Origin of the sequence: Mucilaginibacter boryungensis (assembly GCF_015221995.1) — a bacterium.
GTDB lineage: Bacteria > Bacteroidota > Bacteroidia > Sphingobacteriales > Sphingobacteriaceae > Mucilaginibacter > Mucilaginibacter boryungensis.
Genome location: NZ_JADFFM010000001.1, coordinates 1,729,935 through 1,750,622 on the forward strand (window position 1 = coordinate 1,729,935; position 20,688 = coordinate 1,750,622).

At 42.5% G+C, this 20,688-nt stretch carries 13 protein-coding genes; 11 read left to right on the forward strand and 2 right to left on the reverse strand.

The window, feature by feature from the left end; translation table 11 throughout:
• Positions 1 to 18: 18 nt before the first annotated feature.
• On the reverse strand, positions 19 to 1,866 hold the full coding sequence (locus tag IRJ18_RS07275) for an outer membrane protein assembly factor BamB family protein (RefSeq protein WP_194105532.1): 1,848 nt from the start codon (positions 1,864 to 1,866) through the stop codon (positions 19 to 21).
• Positions 1,867 to 2,088: 222 nt separating this feature from the next.
• Here IRJ18_RS07275 and IRJ18_RS07280 point away from each other — a divergent pair, with 222 nt between their 5' ends.
• From IRJ18_RS07280 to IRJ18_RS07330, 11 genes are all read left to right on the forward strand, one after another.
• Positions 2,089 to 3,699, forward strand: a complete 1,611-nt coding sequence (locus tag IRJ18_RS07280; RefSeq protein WP_194105533.1) for a glycerol-3-phosphate dehydrogenase/oxidase — start codon at positions 2,089 to 2,091, stop codon at positions 3,697 to 3,699.
• A 132-nt stretch (positions 3,700 to 3,831) separates the two neighbouring features.
• Complete coding sequence (locus IRJ18_RS07285) at positions 3,832 to 7,170, forward strand: SusC/RagA family TonB-linked outer membrane protein (RefSeq protein ID WP_228072613.1); 3,339 nt, start codon at positions 3,832 to 3,834, stop codon at positions 7,168 to 7,170.
• A gap of 13 nt (positions 7,171 to 7,183) precedes the next feature.
• The gene (locus IRJ18_RS07290) at positions 7,184 to 8,716 is read left to right on the forward strand and encodes a SusD/RagB family nutrient-binding outer membrane lipoprotein (RefSeq protein WP_194105534.1); all 1,533 of its coding nucleotides are present in this window, start codon (positions 7,184 to 7,186) and stop codon (positions 8,714 to 8,716) included.
• A 37-nt stretch (positions 8,717 to 8,753) separates the two neighbouring features.
• On the forward strand, positions 8,754 to 10,286 hold the full coding sequence (locus tag IRJ18_RS07295; protein WP_194105535.1) for a DUF5689 domain-containing protein: 1,533 nt from the start codon (positions 8,754 to 8,756) through the stop codon (positions 10,284 to 10,286).
• A gap of 221 nt (positions 10,287 to 10,507) precedes the next feature.
• Positions 10,508 to 11,692 carry a hypothetical protein gene (locus IRJ18_RS07300; RefSeq protein ID WP_194105536.1) on the forward strand — a complete coding sequence of 395 codons (1,185 nt, stop codon included), beginning with the start codon at positions 10,508 to 10,510 and terminating at the stop codon, positions 11,690 to 11,692.
• Positions 11,693 to 11,803: 111 nt separating this feature from the next.
• On the forward strand, positions 11,804 to 13,213 hold the full coding sequence (locus IRJ18_RS07305; RefSeq protein WP_194105537.1) for a calcineurin-like phosphoesterase C-terminal domain-containing protein: 1,410 nt from the start codon (positions 11,804 to 11,806) through the stop codon (positions 13,211 to 13,213).
• Between the two features lie 41 nt (positions 13,214 to 13,254).
• Entirely contained in the window at positions 13,255 to 14,661 is a 1,407-nt protein-coding gene (locus tag IRJ18_RS07310; protein ID WP_194105538.1) for a sulfatase family protein, read from the forward strand.
• 17 nt (positions 14,662 to 14,678) lie between these two features.
• Positions 14,679 to 15,581, forward strand: a complete 903-nt coding sequence (locus IRJ18_RS07315; protein WP_194105539.1) for a glycerophosphodiester phosphodiesterase family protein — start codon at positions 14,679 to 14,681, stop codon at positions 15,579 to 15,581.
• A gap of 24 nt (positions 15,582 to 15,605) precedes the next feature.
• Positions 15,606 to 16,943, forward strand: coding sequence for a glycerol-3-phosphate transporter (glpT, locus tag IRJ18_RS07320; RefSeq protein ID WP_194105540.1), 1,338 nt, complete (start codon positions 15,606 to 15,608; stop codon positions 16,941 to 16,943).
• A 4-nt stretch (positions 16,944 to 16,947) separates the two neighbouring features.
• Entirely contained in the window at positions 16,948 to 17,664 is a 717-nt protein-coding gene (locus IRJ18_RS07325) for a GDSL-type esterase/lipase family protein (RefSeq protein WP_228072615.1), read from the forward strand.
• Positions 17,664 to 19,868, forward strand: coding sequence for an alpha-N-acetylglucosaminidase (locus IRJ18_RS07330; protein WP_228072618.1), 2,205 nt, complete (start codon positions 17,664 to 17,666; stop codon positions 19,866 to 19,868). Before IRJ18_RS07325 ends, IRJ18_RS07330 begins: the two co-directional genes overlap by 1 nt.
• Positions 19,869 to 19,939: 71 nt before the next feature.
• Here IRJ18_RS07330 and IRJ18_RS07335 read toward each other — a convergent pair whose 3' ends face one another.
• Positions 19,940 to 20,671 carry an MIP/aquaporin family protein gene (locus tag IRJ18_RS07335; RefSeq protein WP_194105541.1) on the reverse strand — a complete coding sequence of 244 codons (732 nt, stop codon included), beginning with the start codon at positions 20,669 to 20,671 and terminating at the stop codon, positions 19,940 to 19,942.
• Positions 20,672 to 20,688: the final 17 nt, after the last annotated feature.

A 20,688-nucleotide genomic window follows, 5' to 3' on the forward strand; every position in this document is an offset into this window, starting at 1 on the left:
TTTGTGCCTCTACAATATTTAATATTTCAGACAAACAATTACCCCATCCATAGTGGTAGCAACCAGTTGGTGGTCGTTAACAAAGCTTAGCGGGTTTACCAGCGCGTTTGATATTTTGTGCACCCAGGCTAACGAGCCATCCGCACGGTTAAATGCAAGTATAGCCCCCGAATTAGAAGTTGCAAACACCAGGCCCCCTTGCTCTTTTATCAGCGTAGGCGAAATATCGTAACCCATGTTTTTGCTGCCCTGCCATTTTACGCTCATGCTATCGGCCTTGGTATCAAAACCAACAACATCGCCTTCCATTGTCTTGGCGTAAACCAAAGTACTGTCGGTTGATATACCCATTGATTCGCGCACGCGGATCTTAGGATCTTGCTTACGCCATAATTGTTTGCCCGTAATGGCATCAATGCAGGTCATGTACCTGTCCGGAGCCACAATAAACAGGCGGTTACCGGTAGCCACAGGCTCGCACGAGGCAGGGGAGAACATGCGGTTAGTTGACCCATTGGTCCAATCCCATAAAACTGCCCCTGTTTTTTGGTTAAGCGCATAAAAGTGATTGCCCCAACTGCCAAAATATACATTACCATTATATAGCAATGGCCGGGTTTCTACAAAGCCCTTCACAGCGGCAAAATCCCAATTTACTTTCCCTGTTTTTAAGTCGTAACATTTAAAATGCCCGTCAGAACTACCGCAAAATACGCGGCCGTCCTTTATTACCGGCGATGCCACAATAGGTTTACCTGATACTGCTTTCCAGTTAATGCGCCCGGTGTTTTTATCCAGGCAATACAGGTAATCATCAGTGCAGGCTACTACAATGAAATTGTCTGCGGCGCATGGCGTACTATAAATTTTCCCGCCTGCTTTGGTTGCCCATACTTGTTTACCTGTTGTTAATGCATAAGCTTTTATCCGGCCCGCGGTGTTAACTACAATAACCTTATCGCCTACTATGGTAGTACCCGCGCCAATATCGCTATCGTCTTGTATGCGCCATAGGGTCTGTACATTGTTGAACTGTTGGTTTACAGCATAGCCTGGTCGCTTATACTTGCTTTCGGGTTTAAAGTGATGATTATATAGACGGTCTTTGGTCCAAACAGGTTTAGTGGCGACACCCGGGGTACGCTCGTTATAATAAACAGAATCGGCAGCAATGGTTACAATGTTATAACCGCCAACAGGGTCCTTAGCGCGTAAATTAGACCGGCCCATAATCCCCGGGATACCCTCAAAATTAAGGTGATGGTTATTATGTCCGTGACCGCAGATCACTAATTGAATATTGTGTGTTTTAAGCCGGTCTACAATCTCATACCAGTTGTTCAGCGATGAATCCTGCGGGTAATGGTTCACAAATATAATTGGGGTTTCTTTTGGCGTGGCTTTTAGTACCGAATCCAGCCAAACCAGGTTTTCCCGTGGTACTTGTCCCGGGCTCATGCGCATATTTGGCCCGCAGTTGATTCCTATAAATAAATAGCCATGTTGCTTGGTAGCGAAAGTTTCGGAGCCAAATATTTTTTTAAAACTATTACCGCCATTTTCCGACCAGTTCATGTCGTGGTTGCCCGGAACAATATACCAGGGTTTATTCAGGCTGTCTAAAATATTTTTAGCCGTTCTTAATTCTTCGTCCGCGCCAAATTCGGTGATATCGCCAGAAATAACTGCAAACTGTATGTCCGGGTTGGCATTGATATCCCGCACTGTCCTTCTTAAGTCTTCAACTGAAGTTTCATTGCCGATGTGGGTGTCGGAAATATGCGCAAATTTCCATGATTTATCCTGCGCATATAATGCGGTGGAAAAAAGCATAAAAACTACCAAAAAGCGACAAGTGTTATACATACTATAAATTATTTGTTAAAAATTAATAATGCGGTTAAACTGATGTTATTTAACAAAACTAACAATATGATAAATAACATACACTTTTATTGAAAAATAACTAATGGTAAGCACCTTTTGGTAAAATGTATTAAATGTTCATTTTTTGTGGAGAAAAAAGTTTCGTTTTGTTTTTTTTATTTACAAAAAAAAGTGCAATAATTGTATACGAAACTAAACGGAATGAGATTTGAACGGGATAGCTTTTTGCAAGCTATAAAAAGTAATACAATTTGGGATGTGATTGTGATAGGCGGAGGGGCAACCGGTTTAGGTACCGCCCTTGATGCAGCCTTACGTGGATATAAAACCTTGTTAGTTGAACAAGCCGATTTTGCTAAAGGTACATCAAGCCGCAGCACTAAACTTGTTCATGGCGGGGTGCGATATTTAGCCCAGGGCGATATTGCTTTGGTTTACGAAGCTTTGCAAGAGCGGGGATTGCTTTTTAAAAATGCACCCCACCTGGTTAAAGAGCAGGAGTTCATCATCCCCTGTTATGGATACAAAGCAAAATTCATGTATTTAATAGGTCTGAAGTTTTACGATCTATTGGCCGGAAACAGGGGGTTCAACCATTCAGCATTTTTATCAAATAAAAAAGTCGCCTCGGCTATACCGCGCTTGCAAATGAAAAATTTGCTGGGCGGGGTGCGCTATAGTGACGGCCAGTTTGATGACGCCCGTTTGGCTATTAATCTTGCACAAACCTGTGCCGAAAATAACGGTGTGCTTATTAATTATATGAAAGTTACCGGCCTGCTAAAAACAGGGGACAAGGTAACCGGTATTAAAGCCCTGGATACGGAAAGCAATAATGAATACGCAATAAATGCGCGCGTGGTTATAAACGCCACCGGGGTTTTTGTTGATGATATATTGCAAATGGACACCCCGCTTACCAAGCCTATTGTAAGACCAAGCCAGGGTGTGCATGTGGTTTTAGATAAATCGTTTTTAGACGGCGAAAGCGCCCTGATGATACCAAAAACCGATGATGGGCGCGTTCTGTTTGCCGTACCATGGCATGGTAGTTTATTATTAGGCACAACAGATACACCCTTAAACCAGCATAGTTTAGAGCCGGTTGCTTTAGAGAAAGAGATCGACTTTATTTTAAATACAGCTTCACAATACCTGACAAAGAAACCTACCCGTGCCGATGTATTATCGGTATTTGCTGGTTTAAGGCCATTGGCGGCTACAGGCAAAGAAACAGGCACAACCAAGGAGATTTCAAGGAGCCATAAGTTAATTGTTAACGCATCGGGACTTATCACTATAACCGGCGGTAAGTGGACAACATATCGTAAAATGGCCGAAGATGTGATAGATAAAGCGATACAAGTGGCTGGTTTGCCGCATGTGAAATGCGCTTCGAAGAATGTTCATATACATGGCTATGTTACTAATATACAGCCAGGGCCATTAGCCAGTTACGGAGCAGATGCAGCGGGGATAAGAAAGCTGGCAGCGGAGGATGCCGGGTTGGCCGTAAAATTATTGGATGGTTACGATATTATAAAAGCTGAGGTATTATGGGTGGTACGGAATGAAATGGCTCGCACTATTGAAGACGTGTTAGCCAGAAGGTTACGCGTACTGTTTTTAGATGCCAAAGCGGCTATATTAATGGCACCCGAAGTAGCTGCTACTATCGCGGCCGAGCTGGGTCATGATAAAAACTGGGAGTTAAAACAAGTGAAAGAATTTACCGAATTGGCCAACCGTTATTTGTTACAGCCTTTTTATCCGGAGTTGATGGATATAAACAGTAACAAAATGGTGATATAGCCAATGTTAAGGGATGATAATATAAACTTAAAACTAAATTTACATACATGAAGCATCTTTGTGCCTTAAACATAAGGAAATGAAATTAACAAACCAAACCAATCAAAACCAATTGTAAAACCCTGAATTACTATGAAGAGAACATTTACTCAATGCTTTAACGTGTTTTTAAAGATGTCGGGCCAAGTGCCGAGGCATGTGAAAACACCGCAGGAAGCACTTACTTACCGGTGGCTTCATAAACGCCTGTATGTAAAAATTTTACCGTTAATGCTAATGGCATTGGTGGTAAGTCCGCATTTAGCGTCTGCGTCATCAAATTTCATTTTGTTTCAGCAACAGGAAACTGTTACTGTTAAAGGTGTGGTTGTTGATGATACCGACGGCAGTCCGTTACCGGGCGTAACTATTGCCGATGCGCAACGCAAAACCTATGGTTTAACCGATATTAATGGTGCGTTTACAGTAAAGGTACCTAAAGGAGTTGTTATACAGTTCAGCTTTTTAGGTTATACCGTACAAAAACAAGCCTTTAATAATAACCAGGAAAAAGTAAGCATCCGTTTAAAATCAACGTCAAGTGATTTGAACGAGGTGCAAGTTACTGCGTTGGGTATTAAAAGGGAAACCAAAGCCCTGGGTTATGCCACGACAGTTATTAAGAGTGAACAACTTAACGATGCACCTGCGGCTAATTGGACAGATGCTTTGTCGGGTAAAGTAGCGGGTTTAAACCTGGTGCGTTCAAATAGCGGCCCTACAGGATCGACCAAAATTATTTTACGTGGAGAAAACAACCTGACGGGCAGTAATGAGGCCCTGATTGTTGTTGATGGTGTGGTAACAAACCGAAGCAGCGGCAGGCGTATAGCTAACGGTGGCGAAGCTGTTTACGGTACCGGCAGCGATAATATGCCCGCAGATTATGGTAGCAGTATAAACGACATTAACCCTCAGGATATTGAGAGTGTAACTGTACTGAAAGGCCCTGCTGCCGCAGCATTATACGGTCAGGATGGCGCAAACGGTGCGGTTATTATTACTACAAAATCAGGTAATCCCAAAAAGAAAGGTGTGGGTATAAGTGTTAATTCAAACGCTAATATGGAGCAGGTTAACCGTTGGCCAGATTATCAGTGGGAATACGGTCAGGGTACTGCAGGCGCTAACTATTATTCGTTTGGCGCCAGCGCTGATGGTGGAAGTACAAGTGGTACCAGTTCTGCTTATGGACCTAAGTTTGACGGCCAGATGTTTTACCAGTTTGACCCGGTAACACAGGCACAGGGTAAAGTACGTACACCATGGGTACCTTATACCAATAAAATACACTCGTTCTTCAACACAGGTAAAACCCTGACAAATAACGTCAGCGTTGATGGGGGTACAGATAAAACGACCGCGAGGTTCAACGTATCTAACGTTACTAACAATTGGATTACGCCGAACACTGGTTATGGCCGAAATACCGTTTCAATGTCAGTTAACTCAAAAATCAATGATAAACTGACTATTGCTGCTAAAGTAAATTATCAAAACAAGTTTAGCGATAATATGCCGGGTGCTGGTTATGGTAACCAATCGTTAATGTATTGGTTTATTTTTTGGCAACCAAATGCTGATATAGATTGGTTGAAAAACTATTGGAAAATTGGGCAAACGGGTAGGGTGATTGAATATCCATATAGTACGTTTCCTGAAAACCCATATGCCATTACTTACGAATTTATAAACAAACAAAACCGTAACGCGGTAACCGGAAACGTACAGGCCACCTATAATATTACCAAAGGTTTAAGCCTGCAATTGCGTACTTCGTTGGACATGAGCTACGATCACCGCGAGCAGGACAGGCCTTATGATGCTGGTACTAAACTTCCAAAAGGATCGTTCCGTTATCAAAATATATACCAGCAGGAAACAAGCGCCGACTTCCTGTTAAGGTATACCAAGCAGATAAGGGATTTCAATATCACTGCTACAGCAGGTGGTAGCATGGTTAAAAATAACTATCGTGAAGATGAACTACGTGCCGACTCGTTAATATACCCTGAAGTTTATACTACGGCCAACAGTGCAGGTGTATTAATTGCGCTGCCAAATTCTACTAAATTTGCTATCAATAGCTTCTACGGTTTGTTATCAACAAGCTACAAAAACTATTTGTACCTGGATATCACCGGTCGCCAGGACTGGAACAGTACGCTGGCAACACCGGAACGTACCGATAAAGTGGGTTTCTTTTACCCGTCAGCAAGTTTAAGTTATGTAGCTTCAGATCATTTAAAACTGCCTGATTATGTAAGCTTTGCCAAACTAAGGTTCTCAGCTGCATCGGTAGGTAGCGGCTCTACTGTTCCTTACCGCACTGCATTTACTTACGAATCAGCCGGAAGTACTTATGCCGGTGGATTGAAAAATCCAAGTATCATTGCCGATCCTAACCTTGAGCCATTAAGAACTGTTACTTATGAGTTAGGTACTGATCTGCGTTTCTTTAAAAGCAGGGTAAATTTAGACTTGGCTGTGTACGAAGGAAACACAACAAATCAGATACTTAACCGTGTAATTGATAACTCTGCAGGCGCCCCCCGCGCGGTAGTAAACTTAGGTACTGTATTTAATAAGGGTATAGAAATTACAGCCGGTGGTACGCCAATTCAGAAGAAAAACTTTAAATGGATGGTGAACTACACTTTCTCGGCTAACCGAAATAAAATTACCGCTTTAGGCGACAGTACTGTAGTACTGCAAACAGGCCCGGTAGCACAAGGCCAGCTAGTAGCTAAAGTAGGCGGCAGTATGGGCGACCTGTATGGTACAGGTTATCAGCGTTCGCCCGACGGTCAGGTTGTTTTCAATGCCGACCCAGCCGTACAAGCCGTTGGTACAGCTTTGATTACACCAAATCCAATTTACCTGGGTAATACTCAGCCGAAATGGAAAATGGGTTTAAGTAATGATTTTACCTACAAAAATTTCCATTTAAGTGTTTTGTTTGACGGACAATACGGCGCGGTAGCCTATTCGTTAACGGCGTATAAATTAGCGGAACAAGGTAAAACAACCAATACTTTGCCAGGCCGCTATAATGGTATTATTGGTAACGGTGTAATAAGAAACGCAGATGGAACCTATCGTCCAAATGATATTATTGCATCCGATATCGATCAGTACTATCAGCATGCCTATGGTTCATACAATGCTGAAGGTGCTACTTATAGTACTAACTTTATTAAATTAAGGGAAGCAACACTTAACTATACATTACCTGCACGCCTAACCAGTAAAATAGGTGTACAACGTGCAACTATCGGTGTGTATGGCCGTGATTTGTTTATCTGGACAAAATGGCCCGGATTTGATCCTGAATTTGGTACCCTTGCAGGTGCTGACATAACACAGGGCTTTGAAATTGGTCAATTCCCATCTAGCAGGACTTTGGGTGTTAGTGTAGCTATAACCCTCTAATTATAAGATTACGATGAAAAGGAATATATATAAAATTATGGGTGCTATAATGCTGTTTGCTATAGCGCAACCATCTTGTAAAAAAGATTTCCAGCAAATTAATACCAACCCAAATACTTCGCCTACGGCATTGCCTCAGCAATTACTGGCGCCGGCATTGGTTAATACCATGACCGCCAATATGCTGAAAGCACGTACGTTTAGTAACGAGTTGGTACAGATAACAGTTGCAGAAACTGACGGTGAAGGTGCAGTGTTCAGATATGATATCAGGCCCAACCAGGCAGATTATATGTGGAATAACCTGTATCAGCAGCTTTCAAATTTTAAGGATGTTTATAGCACTGCCGCTGACCCGTTGGTGGCTAATAAAGGCTATCAGGGCATCTCATTAATTTGCCAGGCCTGGGTTTATTCTATTTTAACAGATACTTACGGCGATATACCTTACTTCCAGTCTAACATGGGCAGGGATGGTATATTTGAACCAGCATTTGATAAGCAAAAAGATATCTACCTGGATATTTTCAAGCAGTTAGAAAATGCTAATACTCTGTTAAATGGTGCACCAAATGTTGTAGCCGCCAGTGATCCTGTTTATGCAGGTAACTGCGCGCAATGGCGCAAGTTTGGTAACTCGTTATATTTAAGACTTTTACTAAGATTATCAGGTAAGGCGGAGGTAGCTAATGATGTAATAGCCAAAATACATGATATAGTTGATGTTAATAAGGCAAATTATCCAATTATGACCAGTAATACGGATGCCGCTGTTTTAAGATGGACAGGTGTGGGTTATTTAACATCACCATTTATTAACGGTGTACGCGAACAGGATTGGAGGGCGCCGGCTTTATCATCCTTTTTTATTAATAACTTAACAAAATGGCAGGACCCACGTTTGTATACGCTGTTTAATGGTGCACCAGGCGGTGTATGGTCTATTGCGCCATCAAGTGGTAACTTTGTGGGTGTGCCAAGCGGTTATGCAGCAGGTACAGCACCTACTACCAAATCATACTTTTATTCAACTGCCAATGGTCCGGGTGGCAAAAGTTATGAAAGCGAACCCCTTGGCGGTAATATTATGAACTATGGCGAGTTGCAATTTATTTTAGCAGAAGCTTCGTTAAAAGGATATATTACCACTGGTATACCAAAAACATATTATGATGCCGGCGTTCAAAATGCTATCACATTTTGGTTACCTACCTATTTTACAGCGCCGATTACTGTAGCATCATATGAGACCGCTGCGGATATTACCTGGAATGATGCATTATCATTGGATGATAAAATGGAGATAATCCATGTACAAAAGTATTATACCCTGTTCTGGACAGATTTCCAGGAGTGGTTTGAAAATCGCCGTACAGGCCATCCGGTTTTGCCTAAAGGCCCCGGCGTATTAAACAATAAGATTATGCCGGCACGATTAAATTATCCTGTATATGTACAATCGGCTAACCCTGCAAATTATACCGCAGCAGTTGCTAACCAGGGCCCGGATGTTATCAGCACACAAGTATGGTGGCAAAAACCATAAGGTTATTACTTTAAATTTATATCATATAAATTAAGACATGAAAAAGATATTATTCTATTCACTTCTCCTTATTGCATCAGCCGGTATTTGGTCTGGCTGTCAAAAGGGGAACAATTATCCGGATGGCGTACTTAGCCCGATAATTGCAATTACCGACCTTCGGCAAATTTATAAAGGCACAGATGTAACGCTTGATACTAAGAATATGGCTGGTGCCCATGAGATTATAGGCACTGTTGTGTCTGATTTTACAGGTGGTAATATGCGCCCCGGTTTATTAGTGATGCAAAATAACCGTCGCACAAGGTTAAGAGGGATCGCTATTAATTTAGGTGCCGATGCAGCAAAATATGCACCGGGCGACTCGTTAATGGTTGATGTGACAGGTGCAGTGCTTACCCGCTCAAGCGGCGTGTTGCAGCTTACCGGTTTATCAACCGCGAATATTACTAAAGTATCATCCGGAAACACAGTTATAGGTACACGGGCAACCAGCGCGGCTATCCTGGCAAATCCCGATAACTATGAAAGTACCTTAGTAGCAGTTGTTAAAGGTGGTTTCGATCCGTTGCCGGCACCAACAGAAACATTTTCTGGTGACAAGGTGATTAATGATGGGTTTGGGAATATTAATATGCATACCGAGGCTGCAGCTACATTTGCAAGTACTGTTTTACCGGTAAGTGCAAATTTTACAGGTATTATATATGGCACTACTGCCACAGATGGTACCATTGTCCCTCAGTTACGCATGCGTAGTGGTAGCGATGTGAAAATATTAAGTTCTGTAATATCTATAGCACCAATAATAATTTGCGGCTTTTATGCCGACCCTCCGGGCACTGATTATCCTTATGAATATGTGCAATTATTAGCTACGCGTGATATTAACTTCGCTACCGAGCCTTTTAGCGTAGTATTTACTAACAACGCAGGTGCATCAACCCCAACAGGTTTCCCTACCAAAGGCTGGGCCACCGGCGATTTGCGTACCTTTAAGTTTGAACTAAAAACAGGATCGGTTACCAAAGGTCAGTATTTTTATACCGGCGGCAGCGGTAAACGCATTGCGGGTTCTACCTCGGCAGATATATCTTCGTCAACATGGATAGGGGCGTTCAATTATCAAACAACCAACAGCCCTAACTTTTCTACAGCTACACCAGCTACATTTGGTACTAAAACTACCAACCTGCTGGCCAATAGCGGTAATGCAGCAGGGATAGCGGTTCTTCCCGGGTTAAATATTACACTGGCCAGTGTACCCGTTGATGTGATATTCTATGGTACGGGCGGTACATTGTTCGATCCGGTTGCTAACGTGGGTTATCCTATTACAAACACCGATTTATATGACCTTAAAGACGTGATCTCATTAACGCCTCAGCCTTACAACAGGCAGGGTAGTAATACCTTAGCTTATATCCTTCCGCTTGCAAATTCATGGGATATGTTAGGAGGGGTATATAATGTGAGTTTAGGCAAATGGGTAGCCGCACGATCCACAACTAATATTTTACCTGTTGCTTTAGCCGATATTGAAGGTGACGGAGCAACAAAGCTTAAATAAGCTTCGTAAAATATAACGTACGAAGGTGATTAAAGGAGGCAGGGTTACCCTGCCTCCTTATAACCATATAAGTAATTATTTTTTTCTAATCATTTATTTAATGTAGATTAAAGTAATTCTTTACAAATAATCCATAGGACGAGTCGATATAAATAACCTCCAAAGAAAACGATGTAGCCCTGCGATATTTAAAACTTATAATTCCATCTAACTTAATCACTATGAGGACCTTAAAGATCACAATAGTTATAATTTTATTTTTTGCGGCAAATTTTGCTTGCAAAAAAAATCAGTCAAAGGAGACAAGTGTGTCAGAAAAATTGACCGTAGTTGTTGCTGAAGCTTATTACAATTCTCTTGATACAAAGTATGGAAATTATGACACAATTAACATTGCTGGAAAGACCGAAAAAATCCTTAAGAAAGTAGACTTTTCAAAAGCTTATGTCGGTGAAAACAAAACATCATTTTTTGTTGAAGTTCCTATCACCTACACGCGACGTAGTATAATATTGAAAGGTGCTTCGGGTATAACTTCTGTACTCAAAGAGATGGCTGAAAACTCCTTTGACCGACTTGTGATTTATAAAGATAAAGTAAGCGGTATGGTTACTGAGAAAATCATGACAATCATGCCAACTGCGGAATATTTAACAAAAGGATATAAAGGTTTACATGACAATCATTTCCTAAATATGAGTAAGGACTTTAGTGGATATGTAACCTATAAAAGCTGGAAAGGGAAATTCTTATCTACACAATCATACAATTTGGGTGGAGTTAGCGATAATAACAGAGGTCTGATTATAAATAAATTAAAAATACAAACGACCGACTCATATGAGTCTTGCGTAGCAGGAGTATATTATTTTATGTACTGGAATTGCGATTATGATCAAAATGGCGACCCTGTCAATTGTGAACAAGTTGTAGAGGAAGTTCCGGCACAAATTTGCACGATAAATCCCCCTAATTTTTCTAATGGTGAATCTCCTATACCAACTACTACAAGTGATTTTTGGACTGGCTGGCCCGAACCCCAAGATACTACTACGGGAGAATGCCCCGGGGCTCGTTATCCTGAATCACCGATAATGTGGGCGGCTGCTTCTGGCTCTAACTTCTCCATGACATTATATCAAGCATGTACTTGCTATGGCTATTCCTGGGTTATATTTGAAGATACGACCACAGGCGATGAATATTCGGTGCCGATAAGTAATCAGCAGTTCCTTTTGGCCGGGTGTACTGTAGAATGGGAAACACATTTTCAAATTCCCACCACTATTCCGAATGGCCAATATTATGTTAAAGTGAATCTTGACGGGGATGTGTTCTACTTTCAATTACAGAGTTATACGGATGGAACTATTTTAAAACGGTATGTGGTTCCAATATCTCGCTAATTTGAATATAAGAGAGTAATATCCTAATGGTTTTACTTGTTCAAATGTTATAACGTGGAAGCAGGATACCCTGCTTCCACTATTTTGACTATAATTTATACGCTTATTGCAATGAAACGCAGATCATTTATTCAACAATCATTAATCACAGCCGGTGGTTTAGCGCTAACCTTTAAATCTAACTTCTTATACGCGCTTTCAAAAAACGATGCAATTGCCGGTAAGGTAACTGCGGGAGGCAAGCCCCTGGCCAATGTAATGGTAACTGATGGCTTTAGTGTTGTTAAGACGGATGCCAATGGTAATTATAAAATAAACCCGGCCGATAATGCCCAATTTGTTTATGTCAGTATCCCGGCCGGATATGAGATACCTCACGAAAAGAACCTGGCTAAGTTTTATTACGCCATAAAAAATAGTTCGTATTTCGATTTTGAATTAGTGCCGCTGAAGAAAAATGACGATAAGCACGCCTTCATTTTATGGGCTGATCCGCAGGTAAAGAATGATAAGGATGTGCAGCAAATGATGGATACCTCGGTACCCGACGTGAAAAAGCTGCTAAAAAGCATGCCGGGCGAATTAGTCCACGGTATTTGTGTAGGCGACTTGGTTTGGGACAACCATGCTTTGTTTTATGATTATAATAAAGCTGTGAACGATATGGGTATCCCGTTCTTCCAGGCTTTAGGTAACCATGATGAAGATTATCGTGAAGGCGGCGATGAAACATCAGACCATACCTTTAAAAGCCACTACGGGCCAACTTATTATTCTTTTAACAGGGGCAAAGCGCATTATGTAGTAATAGATAATGTTCGCTATTTAGGTGTCGACCGCAACTATGACGGCTGGATCACCGACCAGCAATTAAGCTGGTTGAAAAAAGACCTGGAGCTGGTTGATAAAGATGCCTTGCTGATTGTTTCCCTGCATATGCCTGTACATAACGAGGTGAAGAACAATAAAGAATTATATGCGTTGATGGCTAACTTCAAAAACGCGCACATCATGTCGGGCCATACGCATTACCACCGTAATGTGATAACCGACCACATATTTGAGCATAACCACGGTACCGTTTGCGGCGCCTGGTGGACAGGCCCCATTTGCGAAGATGGTACACCACGTGGCTATGGCGTTTACCATGTAGACGGTAACCAGTTGAAATGGTATTACAAATCAACCGGCGAGGACAAATCGTACCAGATGGCCTTGTTTACTGATAAATTAACTAACCAAAACAGGGTAATTGCCAACGTTTGGAACTGGGATCCTGAATGGAAAGTAGAGTACTGGGCAGATGGACAGCCAAAAGGCGAAATGGAAAATCAAAAAGCCTTTGATCCTTTAGCGGTTCAATTATATCTGGGCGACCAGCTACCTGCGAAACGAACCTTTGCCGAACCACGTAAAACCGACCACATTTTTGTAGCCCATGTTGAGCCAGGGGTAAAGAAAGTTAAAGTAGTGGCTACAGATAGATTTGGTGATAAGTACGAAAGCGAAGTAAAAGTTTAATTATTCAGCTACCGATACCAGTTATAATGAGGGGAAACTTTATGAGAATAGCGGCATTTGTGACTTTTTTGCTATTGGTAAATACTTTCGTATTTGCTAAAAATGGACCACGGAACCCGCCAATATCGCATAAAGGTAAATACCGGGTGCAAACACCGGGTAAACCCAATATTATCTTTGTGTTAACCGACGATCATCGCTGGGACGCGTTAGGCGTAATGGGTAATAAAATCATCCAAACGCCCAACCTCGACGCGTTGGCTAATAAAGGCATCCTGTTTAAAAATGCCTATGTAACTACCTCTATCTGTTGTGTAAGCAGGGCCAGTATACTTTCAGGACAATATGAGTCCCGCCATAAGATAAATAACTTTAAAACTGATTTCAGCACCGAAGCGCTGATGAATACCTACCCGCTGCTATTGAAAAATGCAGGCTATAAAATTGGCTGTGTGGGCAAGTATGGCGTGGGAGTGAACAATCAACCCATCAGCTATTATGATTACTGGTCGGCCACAAAAAAAGAACAGCCTGATTATATCATGACCAGCACCGATGGGCGCACTGTGCATAACACCGATAGCGTGTCCAGCGATATCAGCATTTTCCTGGATAAATACGCTGGCAAGGCACCGTTTTGCCTGTCAATTGGCTTTAAAGCCCCGCACGAGCAGGATGGCATGCCGCCGCGTTTCATAGGACAGGAAAGGTTTAAAGATCTGTATAAAAACGTAACCATCCCGCAACCCGAAACTGCTGACCCGAAGTATTGGGATAGTTTCCCTGATTTTTTTAAAACAGATGTAAACGTAGCGCGCGTACGCTGGAAACCACTGTTTTCAACCCCTGAATTATATCAGGAAACTGTGAAGGATTATTACCGTTTGATTACCGGCGCTGATGAGGCCGTAGGTAAAATGATGGCCAAGCTGAAAAGCCTGGGCGTAGATAAAAATACTATCATCATTTTTATGGGTGATAACGGCTTTTACCTTGGCGAACATGGTATGGAAGGTAAATGGTATGGACATGAAGAATCCATCCGTGTGCCGATGATTATTTACGATCCGCGTTTACCGCAAAACAAAACCGGTATTAAATCAACCCAGATAGCTTTGAATATTGATGTGGCGCCAACCATCTTAAAAATGGCTGGGGTACCGATGCCAGCAACTATGCAGGGTATAGACCTGGAAAATCCGGCGAAAGCCCGCGATTATTTCTTTTATGAGCATACATATGGTAAGAGCCCCAAAATCCCACAATCAGAAGGTATTGTTACTAAAGATTTTAAGTACCTGAACTATATTGAACATAACTATGAGGAGCTGTATAATGTAAAAACAGATCCGCACGAAACTAAAAACCTGGCTGCCGACCCGAAATACAAACAGAAGTTAAACGAGCTGCGCGAGTTGTATAAAAAGGAAAAACAAGCCGTATTATAAACACTAAATTACTATACATGAAAAGAACCATTTGTTTGGCATTGCTAAGCGGATTTATCTTATCTGGCTGTTTTGCCCAAAAAAGTAAACAAGTTAAAAATATGCCTTATCCGGCATTTGACAGGGAGGCCCACAGGGGCGGTCGTGGCTTGATGCCAGAGAATACCATTCCGGCAATGATCAACACCGTAAACCTTGGGATGGAGACACTGGAAATGGATCTGCACATCACAGCTGATAACAAAGTGATCGTATCGCACGATGAATATATTAACCCCTTGTTTTCGCTTACACCAGATGGTAAAGAAATACCTAAAGAAGACAATCGGAAGTACATCCTGTACAAAATGAACTATGCCGAGATCGCAAAGTTTGACGTAGGTTCAAAACCCTATAGCAAATTTCCCGATCAGAAAAAAATGAAGGTGAGCATACCTTTGCTGGCCGATTTGATTGACAGTGTGCAGCATTATATTAAAACCAGCGGAAAACGCCAGGTATTCTATAATATTGAAACCAAAAGCAGCGAAAAAGGCGATGGTACGGTAAACCCTGACCCGGAAACTTTTGTGAAACTGATGATGGATGTGCTGGAAGAAAAGAAGATATTGCCATGGGTAGTGATCCAGTCGTTTGATAAGCGCACCTTGCAGATATTGAATAAAAAGTATCCAACTGTACGCACCTCGTGGCTGGTGGATAATAAGAAATCGACAGCCGAAAACCTGGCCGACCTGGGCTTTAAGCCATTTATTTACAGTCCTAACTTTAAAATGGTTACTGCCGATGTGGTGAAAGACTGCCATGCGCAAGGCATTAAAGTATTGCCCTGGACACCTGACACTAAAGAAGAAATTGACGCTATGAAAGCCTTAGGCGTAGATGGTATTATTACCGATTATCCAAACCTGTTACAGTAAACCTGAACCATTAACCATAATTTGATGAAGCAAATATTCACTCCTGCGACGCATAAAAAAAGGCTACCTGCCGAACAGATAGATTCAAAATTTACGGCACTGCGCTGGCAATCATTTGTAGGTATATTTCTCGGTTATGCAGGCTATTACCTGGTGCGTAATAATTTTTCCCTGGCTACCCCCGATTTAATTAAACAAGGTTATTCCAAAGCCGACCTTGGTTACGCTTTTTCGGCTGTGGCTATTGCCTACGGTATAAGCAAATTTATTATGGGTAACGTTTCCGATAGGAGTAATGCCCGGTTGTTTTTGAGCATCGGCTTGGTATTGTCTGCTTGTACTATGATATTTATGGGGCTAGTGCCATGGGCAACATCGTCGGTAGTAATTATGTTCATCTTGCTGTTCATTAACGGTTGGTTCTCGGGCATGGGGTGGCCACCTTGCGGGAGGGTAGTGGTGCATTGGTTTTCGGTGAAAGAGCGTGGCCGTGTAATGTCTGTATGGAACTTGGCACACAATACAGGAGGGGCGCTTATGCCTCAGGTTGTAGCACTGGGTTTCTTGTTATTTGCCACTTGGCAAAGCCGTCTGTATTTTCCTGGTTTGGTTGCTTTAGGTTTCGCGCTGATCGCTTATCTGCTGGTAAGGGATACACCTCAATCATGCGGTTTGCCACCAGTTGAAGAGCATAAAAATGACTATCCCAAAAATTACACCGAAGAACAAGAAAAGGAATTAAGCGCCAAGGATATATTTTTTAAATACATCTTTAACAACCGGTTACTTTGGTACGCGGCCTTTGCCAATGTATTTGTTTACATGATTCGTAAAGGGGTGCAGGATTGGTCACCGATTTATCTTACCCAAATAAAGCATTTTTCACGTGATCAGATAGGTTGGTCATATACGTGGTTTGAAATCGCTGGCATCCCGGGAACTTTGCTATGCGGTTGGATAAGCGACAAAGTATTTAAAGGAAGGCGGGCACCGGCAACTATAATTTATATGTTACTGATTATGGTGGCGGTAGTAGGTTATTGGCAAAGCCCAAGCGGTAATGTATGGATGACCAATGCTTCGTTAATCTCTATTGGATTCCTTATTTATGGCCCGGTAATGCTTATAGGCGTTCAGGCTTTAGATTTGGTGCCAAAAAAAGCCGCAGGTACTGCCGCAGGCCTGACAGGTTTGTTTGGCTATTTATTAGGCGCAGTGTTGGCCAATGCGCTCCTTGGTGTAGTGATACAGCACATCAGTTGGAGTGCTTCGTTTTATTTATTAATCGCTGCCTGTTTTTTATCTATATTTTTCACAGCTTTAACCTGGAACAGGGAGAAAGCTAATTTACTTACACGTTAAACCTATGAAAAGATCATTGTTTTTTATTGCGGGTGCGTTAATGCTGGTTAATGCCTGCTTTGCACAAACTACGCCGCCGGTTGCTAAACCGCCTGCTGTGTACCCTAAAGGATTTGTAGACTCATCTTACCGCCCTAAAATTACAGCCGATAGTTTGGCCAGCTTTAAAGCGCATCCTATTACATCAAACGACCTTGTGTTTTTGGGCAACAGTATTACCGCGCATTGCAACTGGGCTAAGCTGTTTAATGATAACCGTTTAAGGAATAGGGGTATATCCGGCGACCTTACTTTTGGTGTGCTGGAGCGTTTGGACGATGTAATCTCAGGCCATCCTAAAAAGGTATTTATCCTGATAGGTATTAATGATATGTCGCGCAATGTGGCAGATAGTATCATTATCCGTAACCATAAAAAAATTATTAAGCGTATCCGTGAAGGTTCACCTTCAACTATTATTTATTTCTGTACCCTGCTGCCGGTAAACGCATCATTCGCTAAGTTCCCTAACCACTATGGTAAAGATGAACACCTGCTGGCTATTAATGACGCGATAAGAAAATATAAAGCTAAAAATGTGAAGATAATTGATCTTTATCCCAATTTCCTCGATGCTGAAAACCGCTTGAAAGCAGAATATACTACGGACGGACTTCATCCCAATGCTGCGGGTTACCAGGTTTGGGTTAATGTGTTCTCAAAAGGCAACTACTTAAAATAATGAAAAAAAAATTAGCCATACTGCTGCTTGTTTCCTTAATGGGAGGCAAGCAGTTTTTTTTATACGCGCAAACCAGAGCTGACGTCCGGACTACTGCAGCCTACGCGCTGATCAAACGAATTATCCCGGCACACGCGCAAAGTTTTGAAGTTGCATTTATCCCCCAGGAAAATGGTAAAGATGTGTTTGAAGTGGATGGCAAAGGCAATAAGATCATCCTGAGGGGAACCAATGGTGTTTCGGTTGCAAGTGCGCTGAATTACTATTTAAAAACTTACGGACATTGCGATATCAGCTGGAATGGCAGTAACCTTAAGTTGCCTGCCATATTACCAAAGGTTACTACAAAGGTGCACAAAGTAACGCCTTATACTTACCGCTATTATTTGAACTATTGCACCTTCAACTATACCATGAGCTGGTGGGATTGGAAACGCTGGCAGCAGGAAATTGACTGGATGGCGCTGAACGGTATCAACATGCCGCTGGCTATAACCGGACAAAACATCATTTGGCAGCGGGTTTATAAAAGTTTAGGTTTCACCGATAAGGATTTGTCGACCTTCTTTAGCGGCCCGGCTTACTTTAATTGGTTTTGGATGGGCAACCTTGATGGCTGGGGAGGCCCTTTGCCGCAAAGTTTTATGGACAGCCAGGAAGTGCTGGAAAAACAAATACTAAAGCGCGAACGCGAACTGGGCATGACACCGATACTTCCGGCCTTCACCGGGCATGTACCGCCGGCATTTAAAACCAAGTTCCCGAAAGCTAAATTAAAACAAACTAACTGGCAGGGCTTCCCGGATGTTTATATCCTCGATCCCGATGATGCCATGTTTACCACCATTGGCAAGCAGTTTATTAAGGAAGAAGTAAAGACATTCGGCACCGATCACCTGTATTCGGCAGATACATTCAACGAAAATACACCGCCGACCAATGATTCAACTTATTTGGATGCGGTAAGCAAGAAGGTATACCAATCGATGGCTGCTGCCGATCCTAAAGCTACCTGGATAATGCAGGGATGGATGTTCTCGTATTCGGCTAAATTCTGGCAGCCTACGCAGATCAAGGCGCTGCTAAATGGCATACCGAATGAGCACATGATCATCCTTGACCTGTACAGCGAAAATAAGCCTATGTGGGACAAAACCGACGCTTATTATGGCAAGCCCTGGATTTGGTGTATGCTGCACAACTTCGGCGGAAACATCAGCATGTATGGCCGTATGGATAACGTAGCTGCCGATCCGGCCAACGCCTTGAATAACCCAAAATCAGGCAAGTTACTGGGTATCGGTTTAACACCCGAAGCTATTGAGCAAAATCCTGTGATGTATGAATTGATGATGGAAAATGTTTGGCGCAATACACCGATTGAACTGGATACCTGGTTAAAGGATTACGCTTACCGCAGGTACGGTAAAAAAGAACCGCATGTCGAAAAAGCCTGGGAAGTTTTAAAAAATACTGTATATACCGGCGGTATCAGGAGTGGCGGTAACGAATCGATTATTACCGGACGTCCGACTTTTGCAAAAGCAACACGGTGGGCAAATCCGCAGAAGTTTTATCAGTCTAAGGATTTGGTACCTGCCTGGGAGCAAATGATACAAGCGGCAGATAACCTTAAAAATAGCAGCGGTTTCCGTTATGACCTGATTGATGTGACCCGGCAGATATTAGCAAACTACGCCGATACCTTACAACGCCAGTTTGCCGCCGCTGCAAAAAAACACGATCAGCAAAACTTTAGCAGACTGAGCAAAGAGTTTTTAGGTGTAATTGACGATATGGATAAACTGCTTTCAACCCGTAAGGATTTCCTTTTGGGCCCATGGCTGGAAGCTGCCAAAGCCAACGGAACAACCGATGCCGAAAAGAAACTATACGAGTTTAACGCCCGCGACCAAATAACCCTTTGGGGCGATAAAAACAATACGCTGAATGACTACGCCTGCAAACAGTGGGCAGGTATGCTCTCTGGCTTTTATAAACCCCGCTGGCAGCAGTTTTTTGATTTTGTGAACACAAGCTACCGCCAGGGCAAGGAAATTGATCAGGCAGCTTTTGAGAAGCAAATTAAGGACTGGGAGTGGGCCTGGGTTAACAAGCGCGATAGCTATACCACTGTGCCTAAAGGTGATGAGATAGTTGTGGCGAAGGAAATGTTTGGGAAGTATTATGATAAGGTGAAATAAGCTATGACGACTGGAAAATAAAAAGCGGGGCTGTAATTAACAGCCCCGCTTTTTATTTTAGTAAACTCTCGTTATATCTTCAACCACAAAAATGCCAAAGCGGCTAGTGTAGCACCAATGAGCGGCCCAACTACCGGTATCCATGAATACCCCCATTCACTGCTGCCTTTGTTGCTTACGGGTAAAATAGCATGCATAATACGTGGGCCTAAGTCGCGCACGGGGTTAATGGCATAACCTGTGGTACCACCAAGGGATAGGCCAATTACCCAAACCAGGAAAGCTACCGGCATAGCGCCTAACGATCCTAACCCTATCACTACCTTATCTTTTTTGATCTCGGCATCGGTAAAATAAAAGATCACAAATATCAGCACAAATGTGCCGATGATCTCACTAATTAAATTTGATGATACTTTTTTAATAGCCGGCGAAGTACAAAAGGTAGCCAGCTTCAGGCCTTTGTCTTCGGTAATTGCATAGTGGTCTTTGTAAAACAGCCATACCAGAAACTGACCGGCCATAGCGCCTAATAATTGCGCGCCTACATATGCTGGTACTTTTGCCCAGCTAAACTTTTGTGCAATGGCAAGGCCAAGCGTTACTGCCGGGTTTAGGTGTGCGCCGCTAAATGGCGCGGCTATCACCACACCTACAAACACAGCCATTGCCCAGGCGGTAGTTATTACTATCCAGCCGCCATTATTGCCTTTTGTGCCGGTAAGTACAACGTTGGCAACAACCCCGTTCCCTAACAGGATCAGGAACATAGTGCCGATGAATTCGGCGGTAATTTCATTCATATAATTTTAGATTTTTA